We start from the raw sequence: 15,477 nt of genomic DNA, 5'->3' as shown, positions 1-15,477 counted from the left end.
TTCGACGCGGATGAAACCTTCTCCTCCGACTCCTTCCTCCTGTATCGTAGTCGGTATCGGACAGGATCCAGGACTCTCCTTTGACACGATGAAACAGTACCCTCCTGCCGGCATCATCCTCTTTGCACACAATGTCGGAACCCGAGCCGATCTAAAGACCCTGATCTCCGCAATTCACAATCTGCCGGGCCAGCCCTTTGTCGCCATCGACCACGAAGGCGGCCCGGTAAACCGACTATCCTCCTTTCTGGGGAATCTGCCCTCCCCGGAAGAATATGCATCTCTTTCCAGCAGGGAAATCGAGACCATGGCATACTCCTGGGGACAGGACCTGAAGGATCTCGGGTTCGATGTCAACTTTGCTCCCGCCGTAGACCTGGGTCCGGCCCAGCCGGGATCGGGTCTGGAAAGGCGACTGCTTGGAGAGGCTCCGGACGACATCATCCTGAAGGCCGGGGCATTTATTGCAGGAATGGACCGCGCCGGAATTCAATGTTGCTTAAAGCATTTTCCTGGACTGGGGGGCAGCCGTCTGGACACGCACCACTCCCTTCCCGAGGTCACCTTTGGAAAAAACCTGGATCACCACCTCTCCCCTTTTCGTAAACTGCATGCCATGGTTCCCTGGATGATGGTCAGCCACGCGCGCTACCCGGAACTGGACCCTCAGGGTCGTCCTGCCTCTCTGTCTCCTCCCATCCTGAGCCTTCCCCGAAAATGGGGCTACCAGGGTGCCCTGATCTCCGATGATCTGGAAATGGGTGCCTTATCCGGAGAAGGATCGATCCAGGAACGTGCGGAACGTTCCTTTGATGCCGGATGCGACCTGCTCATCATTTCCCATGCATGGGAGGAACTGCCTGCGACGGTTGAAGCACTTTCCCACAAACCCCGCGAAGTGCTCGCAGAGAGGATCGAGCGTGTTCGTGCGGTTCGAATGCTGCAGGCCTGACCGCTCTATACCGGTCCTTCAGCGATTTTCCAGGCGAAGGACGTGATTATTTTCATCCAGCAGGATCACGGTTGACTTCCAGTTTCTGGCCCGTTCCTCTTCCACCATGACATAGGAGCAGATGATAATCATATCGCCCGGCCTGGCCAGGTGGGCGGCAGCCCCGTTCATCGTGATCTGACCGGTCGGACCGGGAATAGCATAGGTCGCGAGCCTGGAGCCATTGGTGATGTTATAGACTTCCACCCTTTCATTCGGAAGGATATCCGCCAGGTCCAGCAGATCACCGGGCACAGAAATACTGCCCATATAGTCAAGGTTGGCTTCCGTCACACGGGCCCGATGAAGCTTTGCCTTCATCATCGTGCGAATCATGATTCACCTCCCGTCTGAACGAGAACATTATCGATCAGTCTCGTCTTCCCGACATGGGCCGCAACGGCGATCAGGGTGTCAGAATTAAGGCGCTTCAACGGGGCCAGATCCTCGGGATCGACCAAGTCAATATAATCTATCTTTACGAGTGGCTCCTTTTCAAAGAGCTCCTTCATGTCCTCTTTAATTTTTTCGACCGATCGTTCCCCCTCCATGATCAATTTCTCCGCATGAAAGAGGGATTTTGAAAGAACCAGAGCAGCCTTTCGCTCAGCGTCGGACAAAAAGGTATTCCTGGAGGATAGCGCCAGTCCATCGCTCTCTCGAACAATCGGGCCGACGATGATTTCCACCGGTATGTTAAGATCCCGGACCATAGTCCGAATGATAAGTGCCTGCTGGTAATCTTTCTGCCCGAAGATGGCGAAGTCCGGCAGAACGATGTTGAAGAGCTTCAAAACAATGACAGACACTCCGTCGAAGTGACCCGGCCTTGAGGCACCGCACATGGTGGAGGAGAGACGGGGCAGTGTGATTTTTGTGTCGAATTTTTCGGGGTAGACTTCATCGGCTTCGGGAGTAAAGACATAGTCAACCTGAAGATCCTTCAGCATATCAAGATCCCGCACGAGATCCCGCGGGTAGTGACTGAAATCCTCTGTCGGACCAAATTGGGTCGGATTGACGAAGATACTGACAACGACAATTTCGGCCACCTGTTTGGCCCTTCGTACGAGGGAAAGATGGCCGTCATGAAGATATCCCATGGTGGGAACAAAGGCTACCTTTCGTCCCTCCTGTCTAAGCTTCCTGGCAAGAGCCTGCATTCTTTGAATACTATGTACAATTTCCATGGACTAACCTCCGTAGGATTCATCACCTGAAGGAAACACACCCTCCTCCACATCCCGGCGATAGGATACCAGCGCTTCGTGGAGAATGGTCTTCAGATCGGCATAGGGGCGAACAAATTTTGGAAGAGGACCGTAAGCCCAGCCCAGAAGATCATGAAAGACCAGGACCTGTCCATCACAGTGCGGTCCGGCTCCGATCCCAATGGTCGGTATATTCACGTTACGGGTTATCTCGGCAGCAACTGAATCGGGCATCCCTTCCAGAACAATGGCGAACACTCCCGCATCCTGAAGAGCCACGGCCGCTTCGACAAAGTGGGCGGCAGATCCGGGCTCCCGACCCTGAACACGATACCCTCCGAGAGCATGGACAGACTGCGGCGTCAGCCCAAGGTGTCCCATGACAGGAATTTCCGCATCCTGAAGGGCGCGAATTACCGGGATTCTCTTCTTTCCACCTTCAATTTTTACAGCTTCCGCTCCTCCCTCCTGTACCATCCTTCCCGCATTGCGGATGGAATCCTCCAGACTGACATGATAGGAGAGGTAGGGCATGTCGGCAATAAGAAGAGCCCTGTGCACCCCGCTACGCACGGCCCGCAGATGGTGGACCATATCTTCCATGGTCACCGGGAGAGTGCTTGGATGGCCCAGAATCACCATACCCAGGCTGTCGCCGACCAGGATTGCATCGATACCCGCTCCATCGCAGGCAAGCGCAGAGGGCGTGTCATAGGCTGTGACCATGGAGAGTCGTCTGCTTCCCTTGGACAGACGAAACGCGGGGACGGTCACTTTGGCTTTATCGCTCATAAGTGCCTCCTGAAGAGTAAAACTGGATCTATTCAGCGTCCATCCGGGTCCCGGAGGGATCCCGGTGGATGGTAATAGTTTACACCAGGCGGTGTGTCGAGGGCCACCCTGACCAGGTCATCAACGTCGCCACGCACATCAGCAACGTTGATATCATCGGTGTTAATGATCAGTAACCGGTCCGGGGGATCAGAAAAAAGATGCTTCCCATATTCGTCGATTACGGACTGAAGGTAATTTTGACGGATCTTCTTTTCAAAGGGTCTGCCTCTGCGGCGGATCCTCTTCAGAATGGACGGGAGAGAACCCTGCAGGAAGATGACCAGATCCGGTTTCGCTGCGTTCGGGGAGAAAAGGTTGTAATACTTCAGGTAAACATCCCTGATTTCCTCCCGGAGATTAAGTCCTGCAAAGATCAGGTTTTTCGGGAACGTGTAATCGGTTACGACGGATCTCCCCCGGGAAAGATGGGCTTTGATTTCCTTCTGCTGATCCATCCGACTGTACAAAAATTCAAATTGAATGGCAACATCGGAACCGGGATTCTGCCCATAGAAATCTTTTAACAGACCGTCGTTGGTCCGCTCAAGCACGGCAACGGCCTTCAGAGCCTGGGCAAATTTTCTGGCCAGCGTGGTTTTCCCTACACCGATGGGACCGTCAATGGCAATTAAACGAGCTTCCGGCATGGATACTCTGAAGTCAGCGGGCTTCGCGCCGTTCCCGATAGAGAGGAAAGGCTGCGACAAGCTCACCGACCCGATTCCTCACAGAGGCCAGCACACTTTCATCCCCCCTGGAATGAATCACCTCTGCCAGTAGCTTTCCGATCGTTTCCATTTCTTTCTCCCCCATGCCGCGCGTCGTCACCGCGGGTACACCCACCCGAACGCCGGAGGTGACAAAAGGCTTTTGCGGGTCATAAGGAATCGTATTCTTGTTTACTGTGATTTCCGCCTGACCCAGAAATTTTTCCACTTCTTTTCCGGTCAGCCCCTGAGGCCGAAGATCGATCAGCATGAGATGGTTATCCGTGCCGCCAGAGACAAGACGGATTCCCTGATCCGTAAGGGTTTCGGCCAGCTTCCGTGCATTGGCAATAACCTGCTTGCTATATTGCTTGAATTCAGGCTGAAGGTCTTCATGGAAGGCTACAGCTTTGGCGGCTATGACATGCATCAGCGGCCCCCCCTGCATACCGGGGAAGACAGCTTTGTCAATGGTCTTTCCGAGCTCCTCATCCGCGGCACATATAAACCCGCCCCGCGGTCCCCGGAGCGTCTTATGCGTCGTACCGGTTACGAAGTGCGCATGAGGCAGGGGATGGGGGTGATTGCCGGTAACCACCAGGCCGGCAACATGGGCAATGTCTGCAACCAGGTAGGCCCCAACTTCGTCAGCGATAGCCCGAAAAGCACCAAAATCTATCGTCCTCGGATAAGCACTGTATCCACATACGATAACTTTCGGTTTATGCTCTACGGCCAGACGGCGGATCAGATCAAAATCCAGGATTTCCGTCTTCTCGTCCACGGCATAGTGCACTACGTTATAGAACCTTCCCGTGAAAGAAACCGGGTGTCCATGAGAAAGGTGGCCGCCGTGGTCCAGCCTCATGGACATCAGCGTATCGCCGGGCTCCATGACAGCAAAATACACCGCCATATTTGCCTGTGTGCCCGAGTGGGGCTGAACGTTGGCGTGGGGGGCCCCCATCAGCGTCATGAGACGGTCCCGGGCCAGATCTTCGGCTACATCGACATGAACACAACCACCGTAATACCGTTTTTTGGGATAGCCTTCCGCATACTTATTTGTCAGAACGGACCCCATGGCTTCCAGGACCGCTTCAGACACAAAATTTTCAGATGCGATCAGTTCAAGTCCCGCATGCTGGCGTTCCGTTTCCCGCATCAGGACATCAAAAATTTCCGGGTCCGCGGCCTTGAGATGGTGATGCATCGTTCCCCCCTGTATATCTGGATTCCCCTTCATTGTATCCCATCCGACGGGATGACTTCAATGAAGATCAACGCGGGAGAGGATTTCGGGAAGGTTCTGGCAGATCCTGATGTTATAATGGGCTGATGGATAACGGTGAAACCCTGTCCGCAAGGGAGAAAATTATTCTTCGAGCGGTCGTCAGTCATTATATTGCCAGCGGGGAAGCGGTCGGCTCACGAACGCTTTCAAAACTCAAGGATTGTCCCTGGAGCTCCGCGACAATTCGCAACATTCTGGCGGAACTTGCGGATCAGGGATTTCTCTTTCAGCCCCACCGATCGGCGGGGCGACTTCCTTCGGATAAGGGTTTTCGATTCTATGTGGAAGAAATCCTACTTCGCAACCCGGCCCGATCCGACACGTTGATCCCCGCTCACCTGTACATGAAGGACGCAGAGGTTGACAAAGTAATTCAACATACACCCCGGATGCTGGCCAAGCTGACTCACCACGTGGGCGTTGTTCTCGCGCCCCACTTTGGTCACATCCGCCTGAAAAGCATCAACTTCATCCATCTCGGGGAAGATCGAATCCTCTCGGTCCTGGTGGCTCGATCGGGAAATATCCTGAACAAAGTCATCACCTGTGAAGAATGTTTCACTCGCGAAGAGCTGATAACCTTTTCCAACTATCTCACGGTTGAATATTCCGGCATGACACTCTGGCAGGTTCGCTCAAAGTTACACGCCCTGATACGCACAGCCAGATCTGGCGACGGCAGTTTACTGCAGGGTGCTCTTGTAATTTCCGATCGTCTGCTTTCCCTCATGAACTCTTCCCGGGAAGAGATCCATGTTGAGGGAATTCCGGACGATCCAGTAGCTCAGAGAATTCTCAAGGAAGTCAACGTGTCCAACACTTCCAGAACCAAGCTCATGTCCATTCTGAATCGATGCATTGAAGATGATCGAACCCATATTTTTATCGGCTCTGAAGATCCGTTCACAGAAGAGAACACCTGTTCCCTGATTGCCACCTCCTATGGAAAAGAACGTGAAGGACACGGTGTCATCGGGGTAATCGGCAAAAAAACCATGGCCTACGAACGTATCATCCCCCTGGTCGAAGAGACTGCGGAGGTTTTAAACACAAAGCTCTCATCTTCAAAGGAGGAGCTCCATGACGGATGACAAGCACAACAACGACGAAGTGACCATCATCGAGGATACCGGGGAAAGCCTGGATGATTTCTCATTAGAAGACGAGGAAAGAAAGGCAGAGTCCATCGACTCTCCGAATGATTCCAGTGCGGAATTAAAGGCGGAGCTGGACACGATGAAGGATCGGTACCTGCGGACCCTTGCGGAATTGGACAACCTCAAGAAACGCACAGCGAGAGACCGGGAGGACCAGGTACGTTTCGCACTCACTTCATTTTACTGTGAATTTTTACCCATCGTCGACAATTTTCACCGGGCGGTTCAATCCGAGGGTTCCGATGTCGCGGCATTTCATGAAGGCGTGACGTTGATCCTCAAACAGATCGACAATCTTCTTGAAAAAATGGGCGTTCGGGAAATCATCACTCAGCCGGGAGATGCCTTTGATCCCCACGTTCATGAAGCTGTATCTTCAGAACCGTCGGGTGATGTAAAAGAACCATCCATCGGTGAGGTGTTTCAAAAGGGGTACCTGTTGAATGATCGTCTGCTGAGGCCCGTACTTGTAAGGGTCCTGATGCCCGTTCCGGGCCAGAAAGGGGAAGCCAATGGCGAAAGTGCTGGGGATTGATCTGGGTACAACCAACTCATGTGCCGCCATTATCGAGGTTGGAGATTCGAAAGTAATTCCGAACCGCGAGGGAGCAAGAACCACACCCTCCATGGTGGCCTTCACCGAAGACGGAGACCGGTTCGTCGGAAACCTTGCCAAGCGGCAGGCATTGACGAATCCCTCAAGAACCATCTATGCGGTGAAACGTCTGATTGGACGAAAGTACGATTCACCTGAAATCGAAAAGGCAAGGAAGATTTCTCCCTACAATATCGTTCAGGCGGATAATAATGACGTCCGGGTCCGCATCGACAGCAGGGATTATTCTCCGGAAGAGATTTCCGCTTTTATCCTTCAGGACATCAAGTCGTTCGTGGAGGATTATCTTGGCGAAGAGATCACGCAGGCCGTCATCACCGTGCCGGCCCACTTTGACGATTCTCAGCGACAGGCCACGAAGGATGCCGGAAAGCTTGCCGGTCTTGAGGTTCTCCGCATCATCAACGAACCTACCGCCGCCAGTCTTGCCTATGGCGTCGAAAAGAAAGGTACGAAAACGGTCGCCGTTTACGATCTGGGCGGTGGAACCTTCGATGTGTCGATCCTGACCGTCGGGGAAGGTGTATACGAAGTTCGATCGACTTCCGGAGATACATTCCTGGGTGGAGAGGATCTGGATATCTGTCTGATGAACTATCTGATCGAAACCTATCAGGCTGAAACCGGAATCGACCTGAGTCTGGACAAGATGGCACTCCAGCGTATCAAGGAAGCCTCCGAAAAGGCTAAATGCGAACTCTCCTATGAGACGAGCACAACGATCAACCTGCCCTTTATCGCGATGGATGCAGATGGGCCCAAACACCTGACGAAAGAAATTACGAGAGAGTTTTTTGAGAACCTCGTTGCTGACATTCTCGATCGGACAAGAATGCCATGTGTCGATGCCCTCCAGGAAGCGGGATTGTCTTCGGAAGACATCGACGTCGTTCTCCTCGTGGGTGGACAGACCCGCATGCCCAAGGTCCAGTCCCTGGTCCAGGAAATCTTTGGAAAGGCTCCCAGCAAAGAGATCAATCCGGATGAGGTCGTCGCTGTTGGCGCAGCGCTTCAGGCCGGAGTCCTCCAGGGAGATGTCACCGACATCATTCTCCTGGACGTTACTCCCCTGAGTCTCGGCATTGAAACCCATGGCGGCCTCTTTACCCGGATTATTCCCCGCAATACCACGATTCCCACCAAGCGAAACCAGATATTCACTACCGTAGCGGACAACCAGACCGTGGTCGATATCCACGTTCTCCAGGGGGAACGGGAAATGGCAAAAGATAACAAATCCCTGGGGAAGTTCCAGCTTGTGGGTATTCCTCAGGCTCCCCGCGGCGTTCCCCAGATCGATGTAACTTTTGCCATTGACGCATCCGGAATCGTCCAGGTTTCGGCTCAGGATCTGGCAACCAGTGCGGAGCAGAGCATTCAGATCAATCCCGCCTCCGGCCTGACACAGGAACAGATTGACAAGATCATCGTCGATTCTACTGCCCATGCGAAAGAAGACCAGCTGCGGAGAGAAATCCGGGAACTTCAAAATCGGCTTGAAGGCCTCTATTACACCAACGATCGTGTATTTCGTGAGTTTGGAAACCTGTTGGAAGAGACTGAGCGAAGGCAGACCGAAGAGATTCTGAAAGACTCCAGGGACCACCTGGCCGCCAACTCCCGGGCAACCCTGAATGAACACATTGACAAAATGAGGATTGTCGGTCAGATCCTGACCAAGGTGATGTTATATAAGCCCGCTGGAGGCGAGGAGGGTCCAGCAGGTTCATGAAGCGCGATTACTACGAAGTTCTCGGGGTGTCCCGCGAGGCAAGCCTGGAGGAGATCAAGAAGGCCTATCGAAAGCTTGCCCTGAAATACCATCCGGACCGAAACCAGGGAGACAAGGAAGCCGAAGAGAAGTTCAAGGAAGCGGCCGAAGCCTACAGTATCCTCTCTGACAGTGAAAAGCGGTCAAAATATGATCGATTCGGGCATAGCGCCGTGGGATCTCAGGGATTTCAGGATTTTGATCCAACGGTGTTTGGAGATTTCGCTGATATTCTCGGGGATTTTTTTGGCTTCGGAGATCTTTTCGGAGGACGCCGAAGAGGAGGCGAACCCCGTGCACAACGCGGACAGGATATCCAATACGACGTGGAGATCCCCTTTGAAGAATCCTTCGAAGGAACCTCTCTCAAATTGAAGATTCCGCGACACGAAACCTGTTCCCGATGTGGGGGTCGGGGTCACGAACCCGGGTCAAAACCTATATCCTGCTCCGTATGCGGTGGACGGGGACAGATGCAATACCGGCAGGGCTTTTTTATGCTGTCCCGGACCTGTCCCCAGTGCCAGGGGGCCGGACAGATCTACCAGGATCCATGCAGAGACTGTTCGGGAAAGGCTCTCATTGAACGGGAGCGCACCATCAATGTGAAAGTGCCTCCCGGCGTTGACAACGGTACCATTATCCGCCTTGGCGGCGAGGGTGAGGGCGGAATTCATGGCGGTCCGACCGGTGACCTTTACGTTGTTATTCGTGTGAAACCTCACCCCCATTTTCGCCGGGAGGGGGACGATCTTCACGCCGAACTGCAGATCAGCATGGTAGATGCATCCCTGGGTGCAGAGATTGAGATCGATACGATGGACGGGCAGAGAAAGGTCAAGGTTCCTGCCGGAACGCAGCCGGAAACCATTCTCCGGTTAAAGGGGTCCGGCATGCCTCGGTTAAAGGGAAATGGACGTGGCGACTTCTTCCTTCACATGAAGGTCAGAATTCCGGAAAAACTCTCTTCCAGTGAGCGTAAGATTTTGAAGGAGCTTGGTGAGTCCCTGGAGAGGCCCAGGAGTCCCTTTGCCCGTATTAAAGAACTTTTCAACTGAGTTTTTCCGAGTGGAGTTTCGGAGAGTGATGAACCTCGAGCTCCTGACGGGTTTTCTCTATGCGGAATCCTGTCTGGGAATGGAGGAAACCGGTTCCGGTGTGGTTGCCTACTTTCCTGCCGGGGACAGGAATAGAGTTGAATCCCTGCTCTCCCGGATTGCCGACCATTTTCCATCGCTCGAAATCCAAACCGAATTGTATCGGAATCAAGACTGGGTCGCAGTGTTCAATGCCTCCCTGGCCCCCGTGATCCTGGAGCCTTTCTATGTGACACCCGATCCTGAACGATTTCCCCCTCCACCCCACCTGAAACCGCTCTTTCTGAAGCCGGGTGCGGCGTTCGGTACCGGGCACCATGCTTCCACCGGCCTCGTTCTGCGGCTCCTGTCCGAGCTCTCTTTACAGGGAAGACGTGTGCTGGACCTTGGATGTGGAAGCGGAATCCTGAGCATCGCGGCTGCCGCCCTGGGAGCTCTTCAGGTTGTTGCCGTCGATATCGATCCGGACTCAGTCTTTGAGTGCCGCCGGAACGGATCTCTGAATTCAACCTCCTTTCATACCGTGATCGGAACCGAAGCTTCAATCCGGTCATCCTTCGATCTCCTCCTTGCCAATCTTCTTCCCCTCCCCCTCCGGTCGATCCTTCCAGAAGCCTTCCGCTGGGTTCGCCCTGGAGGCGATCTGATCATCAGCGGTGTTGAAGCCGGAGATAAAGACTTTTTCACATTTCTGGACCGTCAGAAACACCTGGAGATCCTCTCCAGGAGAATCGAAGGAGGCTGGGCCGCATGGCACCTCAACCTTTTCCCTTCTTCTTCCTGAGCGAAGAAACCCGGCTCTCCAGGGAGGCCAGCCGCCACTTTCTCACCGTTTTGCGTCTTGGAACCGGGGATTGTCTGGAAGTTTCCGACGGACGGGGGCAGATCTGGCTGGCGGAGGCGGTTTCTGTTGAAGGTAAACAGATTCGAGTACGGTACCTGGAGGCACGAAACATCGATTCCGATCCACCCCGACTTTGCCTGGCCACCGCCATCCCGAAGGGACAGCGCATGGGTGTCCTCGTTGAAAAGGCAGGTGAACTGGGTGTCAGAGAGATTCGTCCCATTATCACCCAACGATCTTCCGTTCGAACGGTCACAGAAGGCATGATCCGGCGATGGGGTGCGATCGCGGAGAGTGCCCGGGCCCAATCCCGCTATCCGTGGGTCTGCCCGATTCATCCCCCCATTTCTCTGGAAAAACTCCTTTCATCGGAGATCCAGCCCGCATACCTGGACATGGGTGACACCTTCACCTCGTGGAGCTGCCTTGTTTCCAATCCTTCCCCCATCCTGCTGATCGGACCGGAAGGCGGGTGGTCGGATCATGAATATCAGCTCTTTCAGGAACGCGGGCTCCTGCGCCTGTCCATGGGAACGAGACCCCTGCGAATGGAAACCGCCGCGATGACAGCCGTCACATGGTACGAGGCGGCAAAGGCCTTTTCTCGTTAATCAATCCTCACAAATTCAAATCAGCGGATTATTCCATATAATGGAAGTATCCGCTCCATATTCCGTTGCGGATTGAAGAGAGAGGATTGAAATCGATTCATGATATTGCCTGGCACGGCAGGCCGATGCACAGCAAGGAACTGAATCGTCTCAATCCAGAGGTCCATGCGATCCAGGGGAAGCCGTGTCACAATCTCCGGCACCACGATGGCATCTTTCGGAACTGCGTCCGAAATCACACAGGGAATCCCTGCAGCCTGGGCTTCAAGGACAGCCAGTGGGATGCCTTCGTACCGGGAAGGGAAGATAAAGAGATCTGTTTCCCTCTGAAGAATGTCCTTAACAGAGTCTACCTCACCCGCAAGAGTCACAAAGGATTGAAGGTTTCGTGTTTGAATTTCCCTTTCAATCTCTTCCTTAAGCGGGCCGTCACCAACAAATTGCAGAGTAAAGGGAATCTTCTTCTCTGCGAGACGGGATGCGATTTTGAGTGAGAAAAGGTGGTTCTTTGCCCTGTGTAACCGACCGACCTGGGTGATGCGCAGAACATCCCCGCAACCATCCTCAACACCTGATGGATGAGCCCACTCTTCAGGGTGGAAAACCGCAGGAACAAGATCGAACCGATCTCCTCCCTGTCGGCTCTCCGGAAAGTACCCCTCCAGTACGTGGGGGGCCACACCCAGGATCCGCGTGGCATGTTGGCGCAGGAGAATGCGGTTTACCCGGAGAGCAAGCTGACCCCGGCCCGTAGATCGATATTCTTCCACCGGGGCATGAATATGTGCGATCCGATAGGAAATACCGGACTTGTGGGCCGCTTTCAGGCAGACGCCGGACAGATAAAAAACATGAACATGGACAGCGGAAAAACCTTTGTCTTTCAGAAAGTCTGTCAGGTAGTTCCCAAAACGCAGGATCCTCATTCCTCCCTTTGGGACCCGGGACCGGGGGACAACATGGACGGGAATCCCTTCTTCCCGGAATCGTGGAAGCAAGGTTCCGGCAGTCCCCATGAGGCAGAGGACTTCACTATCGACCCCATACTGTCGGGCGACGGGGAGAAGAGCAGCGATTCCCTTTTCAACCCCACCTGCATTCAGATTCCCGACTGCATGAAGCACCTTTATCGCAGTCAATTTTCCACCGATCCGGATGCTCGAAGCAATCCGAGGGCAAGGCGGCGACTGACGAAGGCAGGGAAGGCTGCAAGAATACGATAGAGTGTTGCAGTGGAAAGAAATGATGCATGCTCCCGTGCCAGACACAACCATTTTTGGGCCGTTAAAACGTTGCCAAGAGAAAGGGCAAGAAGCCCCAGATAGGTTAAATGGCTCCGGTATATATTGGGGTGAGCCAGGAACAGACCTTCATGTTTACACAGAAACCGCCCCTGTCCGTCCAGCCTTCGGGAGAGGCTCTGGGAAATGGAACCGGAATGAATGGCATAGATCAGTACCGTCTGCTTTAAGCCTGCATACCGGATCTGGCGGGAGAGCCGCAGATGTAGATCCCAATCCTGACAGCTGGGTAAGGATTCGTCAAACCCTCCAACGTTTCGGACTGCATCGGTTCGAACCAAAACGGCCTTGGCACACTGCGGACTTGCAAGAAGTTCCCGGACCATATCGTCTCCGGCTTCCGGAAAGACCGTGCAGTCGCCGCGCCCTCCCGAGGCGTATCTGCGCAGGTAACCTCCATAGACTGCATCGGCTTCACTCTCCCGGAGCTTTTCAAGGAGAGCGTCCAGCGACCCGGGCAGGATTTCATCATCGTCATCAAGGAAAAAGATATATTCTCCCCGTGCACGTGCCAGACCGAGATTGCGTGCGGCGGGAGCACCCGGAGTACCCTCGTTTCGAAGAATGAACAGAGGAAAGGAGGACAATTTCAGTGCTTCATGAATGAGGGGAGGGTCAGAACCATCGTCCACGACGATCACCTCTTTGGCCACACTGGATGGCTGATCCAGGCTCCGGAGCGACTCCGCCAGTTCTTTCGGGCGATTCTTCGTTGGTATGACGATGGAAATCTCCACCGGTTTACCCGACCGGACATCAGAATCTCCCTGAACCTTTTCAAGACCGTCCCGTGGCATCCATCCCATTATCCCAGATTCCTTCCGGTTCAACCAGCCAGGCCTATTTTTTTTCCATTTTCAGGAATATCGTTTATTGAGATCCCGTGTCATAATCTGCCATTTTTTCTCTTTTCATTCTTTTTTCATTCGCAATCATTGCCGCCCCTACCCCCCTTCCCTGTGACAACGCTGCTCAGACGGCAACCGTGGAACCCTTTGATTCAAAGGCGCTTCCTGCCATGGCCACTGCGGGGGAGGAATCAATTCCGTCGATATCACGAAGCAAGTCACCTCGAATCATAGTTGCCGTCCCATATTCGGGAGACTCTAATAAATGAGTGGCTAACAACCCTTCTTCCTGAGGTAGATGAACTTTACTTTTACCAGATGGATATTTTCGGATGTGGCCAACATAAATGACACCATACTCTTTTCCGAGACAGCGGGATCGTTCAACAAGTTTGTCAATAGAACCAGAAATCAATTCATCATCATCCAGAAAGAGAAGATATTCTCCTTTTGCCAGGGAAATCCCACTGTTCCTGGCTGCAGGCGCCCCCATAGAGGTTTCATGGCGTATCAGGAATCGTCGATCTTTTGAGCCGAACAAAGCCCTTGCATCAATAGGAGGGGTTGAACCATCGTCAACTACAATAATCTCCAGATCGCCTGTTGAAGCGAGTTCTGCACTATTCAGTACTCGTTGAAGAGAGTTAGCACGATTGAAGGTTGGGATGATTCCACTGATCTGTGCAGGTTTCATTACTCTGAAGTTATTGTAATACAGTGGCTTACAGGTACATGAAAAGAAGATTTCAGGCTTAAGTTCTGGCTTCAGCATGCTATAATTTTTAGCAATGAAGCATTACAAGCACCGGCATCAGAATGAGAATTCGATTTCATGACAAGAATTTTATCTTCACTTCTTCCTCAACAAATCAAGATGTATTTTAAGAACCACCAGGAGTTTAGGAAAATCTTTTTCAACGCGCAATGGTTGATGTCCGACCAATTATTGCGCATGGTGATTGGATTTATTGTCGGAGTCTGGGTTGCCAGATACCTTGGCCCATCAGATTTTGGCCTCCTCAATTTTGCTCTGGCCTTCATCGCCATGTTTTCCTCCCTGTCATCTATGGGAATAAGCGGTATCGTTGTGAGAGAAATCTTGCAGAACCCTACACAAAAAGACGACCTCCTCGGCACCTCCTTTGGAATACAGCTATTGGGCGGAATCCTATGTTCTATCCTGTCCATAGGCACGATCGTCATCGTGAACCGCGGAGACGATCAGGCGATCATGCTGGTAATGATCATGACCTTAACCCTGATCCTTCAGGCCGTTGACAGTGTCGACCTGTGGTTTCAATCAAGGGTTCAATCAAAGTATTCCGTCATGGCCAAAACTTTCTCCTTTATCATCGCGTCACTTTCTAAAATAATCCTGATTCTCACGGGAGCAAACCTTGTTACTTTTGCCTGGGTTGTAACACTTGAAGCAGCATTACGAGGGATAGGACTGGTTTTTCTCTATCATAGAACCGGGCACCGGCTTCTCGCATGGCGGATGAAACGAAAGATCGCAAAAGATTTACTCACTCAGTCATGGCCTTTAATCATTTCCGGATTCGGCGCGGTTATCTATCTCAAGATTGACATTCTCATGCTTCGTCAGATTTCAGGAGACACTGCTACAGGTATCTATTCGGTTGCTGTTCAGCTCTCTGAAGTCTGGTATTTTATCCCCGTTGCAATTGCAACTTCTGTCTTTCCTTCGATCATTGAAAGTAAAAAGGCTGGCGTGGCCATTTACCACGCCAAACTTCAAAGGATTTTCAATGTTGTAATTCCCCTGTCTATTCTTCTTTCGATAATGATCAGTGTTCTTTCGAAACCGATTATTCTCTTGCTTTATGGAGATGTGTTTCGAGAGTCCATACCCGTGCTTGCCATTCATATTTGGGCAAGCATTTTCATTTTCTCAGGGGCGATTCTAAGTAAATATCTTATCGCCGAAGGGTTTATCAAGTTCTCAATGATCAGGCATGGACTCGGGGCAATCATGAACATTGTCCTTAACCTTGTTCTGATTCCACAACTTGGACCTATTGGTGCAGCAATAGCCACACTGATCTCTTATGCCGCTGCCACTTATCTATCCTGTTTTCTTCATCCAGGGACAAAGATTGTTGGTAAAATGATCACAGTGGCCTTTCTCAAACCTTTTAAGAGAATGTCAGAAACGGAGAATGCACAATGAAAGT

Annotated in this window: 16 protein-coding genes; 8 read left to right on the top strand and 8 right to left on the bottom strand. The window is 52.4% G+C overall.

The window, feature by feature from the left end:
* The first annotated feature begins 10 nt into the window (after positions 1–10).
* Positions 11–952 carry a glycoside hydrolase family 3 N-terminal domain-containing protein gene (locus tag PLD04_04885; GenBank protein ID HXK67657.1) on the top strand — a complete coding sequence of 314 codons (942 nt, stop codon included), beginning with the start codon at positions 11–13 and terminating at the stop codon, positions 950–952.
* Positions 953–970: 18 nt separating this feature from the next.
* Here PLD04_04885 and PLD04_04880 read toward each other — a convergent pair whose 3' ends face one another.
* The 5 genes from PLD04_04880 to glyA are packed head-to-tail and all read right to left on the bottom strand — an operon-like array spanning position 971 to position 4,956.
* Complete coding sequence (locus PLD04_04880) at positions 971–1,327, bottom strand: aspartate 1-decarboxylase (protein HXK67656.1); 357 nt, start codon at positions 1,325–1,327, stop codon at positions 971–973.
* Positions 1,324–2,181: a pantoate--beta-alanine ligase gene (gene panC / locus PLD04_04875; GenBank protein HXK67655.1), complete on the bottom strand. Its 858-nt coding sequence runs from the start codon at positions 2,179–2,181 to the stop codon at positions 1,324–1,326. Before panC ends, PLD04_04880 begins: the two co-directional genes overlap by 4 nt.
* Before the next feature lie 3 nt (positions 2,182–2,184).
* Positions 2,185–2,994 (bottom strand): 3-methyl-2-oxobutanoate hydroxymethyltransferase, encoded by an 810-nt coding sequence (gene panB, locus PLD04_04870; protein HXK67654.1) that lies wholly within the window; start codon positions 2,992–2,994, stop codon positions 2,185–2,187.
* Between the two features lie 32 nt (positions 2,995–3,026).
* On the bottom strand, positions 3,027–3,683 hold the full coding sequence (locus tag PLD04_04865; protein ID HXK67653.1) for a deoxynucleoside kinase: 657 nt from the start codon (positions 3,681–3,683) through the stop codon (positions 3,027–3,029).
* Positions 3,684–3,696: 13 nt separating this feature from the next.
* Positions 3,697–4,956, bottom strand: coding sequence for a serine hydroxymethyltransferase (gene glyA, locus PLD04_04860; GenBank protein HXK67652.1), 1,260 nt, complete (start codon positions 4,954–4,956; stop codon positions 3,697–3,699).
* A gap of 125 nt (positions 4,957–5,081) precedes the next feature.
* Between glyA and hrcA the strand changes: the two genes are divergently transcribed.
* The 6 genes from hrcA to PLD04_04830 are packed head-to-tail and all read left to right on the top strand — an operon-like array spanning position 5,082 to position 11,133.
* Complete coding sequence (hrcA, locus tag PLD04_04855) at positions 5,082–6,128, top strand: heat-inducible transcriptional repressor HrcA (GenBank protein HXK67651.1); 1,047 nt, start codon at positions 5,082–5,084, stop codon at positions 6,126–6,128.
* Positions 6,118–6,729 carry a nucleotide exchange factor GrpE gene (locus PLD04_04850; GenBank protein HXK67650.1) on the top strand — a complete coding sequence of 204 codons (612 nt, stop codon included), beginning with the start codon at positions 6,118–6,120 and terminating at the stop codon, positions 6,727–6,729. Before hrcA ends, PLD04_04850 begins: the two co-directional genes overlap by 11 nt.
* A complete protein-coding gene (dnaK, locus tag PLD04_04845) occupies positions 6,707–8,542 on the top strand; it encodes a molecular chaperone DnaK (protein HXK67649.1) in 1,836 nt (611 codons plus the stop codon). The genes PLD04_04850 and dnaK overlap by 23 nt, the downstream gene beginning before the upstream one ends.
* A complete protein-coding gene (gene dnaJ / locus PLD04_04840) occupies positions 8,539–9,639 on the top strand; it encodes a molecular chaperone DnaJ (GenBank protein HXK67648.1) in 1,101 nt (366 codons plus the stop codon). Before dnaK ends, dnaJ begins: the two co-directional genes overlap by 4 nt.
* Before the next feature lie 28 nt (positions 9,640–9,667).
* Positions 9,668–10,462 carry a 50S ribosomal protein L11 methyltransferase gene (locus PLD04_04835; protein ID HXK67647.1) on the top strand — a complete coding sequence of 265 codons (795 nt, stop codon included), beginning with the start codon at positions 9,668–9,670 and terminating at the stop codon, positions 10,460–10,462.
* Positions 10,429–11,133, top strand: coding sequence for an RsmE family RNA methyltransferase (locus PLD04_04830; GenBank protein HXK67646.1), 705 nt, complete (start codon positions 10,429–10,431; stop codon positions 11,131–11,133). The genes PLD04_04835 and PLD04_04830 overlap by 34 nt, the downstream gene beginning before the upstream one ends.
* A 20-nt stretch (positions 11,134–11,153) precedes the next feature.
* Here the strand turns inward: PLD04_04830 and PLD04_04825 are convergent, their stop codons facing one another.
* The 3 genes from PLD04_04825 to PLD04_04815 all read right to left on the bottom strand — a co-directional run bounded on the left by PLD04_04825 (position 11,154) and on the right by PLD04_04815 (position 13,976).
* The gene (locus PLD04_04825) at positions 11,154–12,272 is read right to left on the bottom strand and encodes a glycosyltransferase (GenBank protein HXK67645.1); all 1,119 of its coding nucleotides are present in this window, start codon (positions 12,270–12,272) and stop codon (positions 11,154–11,156) included.
* Positions 12,269–13,231, bottom strand: coding sequence for a glycosyltransferase (locus tag PLD04_04820; GenBank protein ID HXK67644.1), 963 nt, complete (start codon positions 13,229–13,231; stop codon positions 12,269–12,271). The genes PLD04_04825 and PLD04_04820 overlap by 4 nt, the downstream gene beginning before the upstream one ends.
* 175 nt (positions 13,232–13,406) lie before the next feature.
* Entirely contained in the window at positions 13,407–13,976 is a 570-nt protein-coding gene (locus PLD04_04815) for a glycosyltransferase family A protein (GenBank protein ID HXK67643.1), read from the bottom strand.
* 138 nt (positions 13,977–14,114) lie between these two features.
* Here PLD04_04815 and PLD04_04810 point away from each other — a divergent pair, with 138 nt between their 5' ends.
* A complete protein-coding gene (locus PLD04_04810) occupies positions 14,115–15,473 on the top strand; it encodes a flippase (GenBank protein ID HXK67642.1) in 1,359 nt (452 codons plus the stop codon).
* Positions 15,474–15,477: the final 4 nt, after the last annotated feature.

The organism is Thermoanaerobaculia bacterium, assembly GCA_035593605.1.
Lineage (GTDB): Bacteria > Acidobacteriota > Thermoanaerobaculia > UBA2201 > DAOSWS01 > DAOSWS01.
This window is presented reverse-complemented; position numbering and strand designations above follow the sequence as displayed.

Coding starts and splice junctions, on each gene's coding strand:
- PLD04_04885 (HXK67657.1), top strand. CDS start 11: ATGAAACCTTCTCCTCCGACTCCTTCCTCCTGTATCGTAGTCGGTATC.
- PLD04_04880 (HXK67656.1), bottom strand. CDS start 1,327: ATGATTCGCACGATGATGAAGGCAAAGCTTCATCGGGCCCGTGTGACG.
- panC (HXK67655.1), bottom strand. CDS start 2,181: ATGGAAATTGTACATAGTATTCAAAGAATGCAGGCTCTTGCCAGGAAG.
- panB (HXK67654.1), bottom strand. CDS start 2,994: ATGAGCGATAAAGCCAAAGTGACCGTCCCCGCGTTTCGTCTGTCCAAG.
- PLD04_04865 (HXK67653.1), bottom strand. CDS start 3,683: ATGCCGGAAGCTCGTTTAATTGCCATTGACGGTCCCATCGGTGTAGGG.
- glyA (HXK67652.1), bottom strand. CDS start 4,956: ATGCATCACCATCTCAAGGCCGCGGACCCGGAAATTTTTGATGTCCTG.
- hrcA (HXK67651.1), top strand. CDS start 5,082: ATGGATAACGGTGAAACCCTGTCCGCAAGGGAGAAAATTATTCTTCGA.
- PLD04_04850 (HXK67650.1), top strand. CDS start 6,118: ATGACGGATGACAAGCACAACAACGACGAAGTGACCATCATCGAGGAT.
- dnaK (HXK67649.1), top strand. CDS start 6,707: ATGGCGAAAGTGCTGGGGATTGATCTGGGTACAACCAACTCATGTGCC.
- dnaJ (HXK67648.1), top strand. CDS start 8,539: ATGAAGCGCGATTACTACGAAGTTCTCGGGGTGTCCCGCGAGGCAAGC.
- PLD04_04835 (HXK67647.1), top strand. CDS start 9,668: ATGAACCTCGAGCTCCTGACGGGTTTTCTCTATGCGGAATCCTGTCTG.
- PLD04_04830 (HXK67646.1), top strand. CDS start 10,429: ATGGCACCTCAACCTTTTCCCTTCTTCTTCCTGAGCGAAGAAACCCGG.
- PLD04_04820 (HXK67644.1), bottom strand. CDS start 13,231: ATGCCACGGGACGGTCTTGAAAAGGTTCAGGGAGATTCTGATGTCCGG.
- PLD04_04815 (HXK67643.1), bottom strand. CDS start 13,976: ATGAAACCTGCACAGATCAGTGGAATCATCCCAACCTTCAATCGTGCT.
- PLD04_04810 (HXK67642.1), top strand. CDS start 14,115: ATGACAAGAATTTTATCTTCACTTCTTCCTCAACAAATCAAGATGTAT.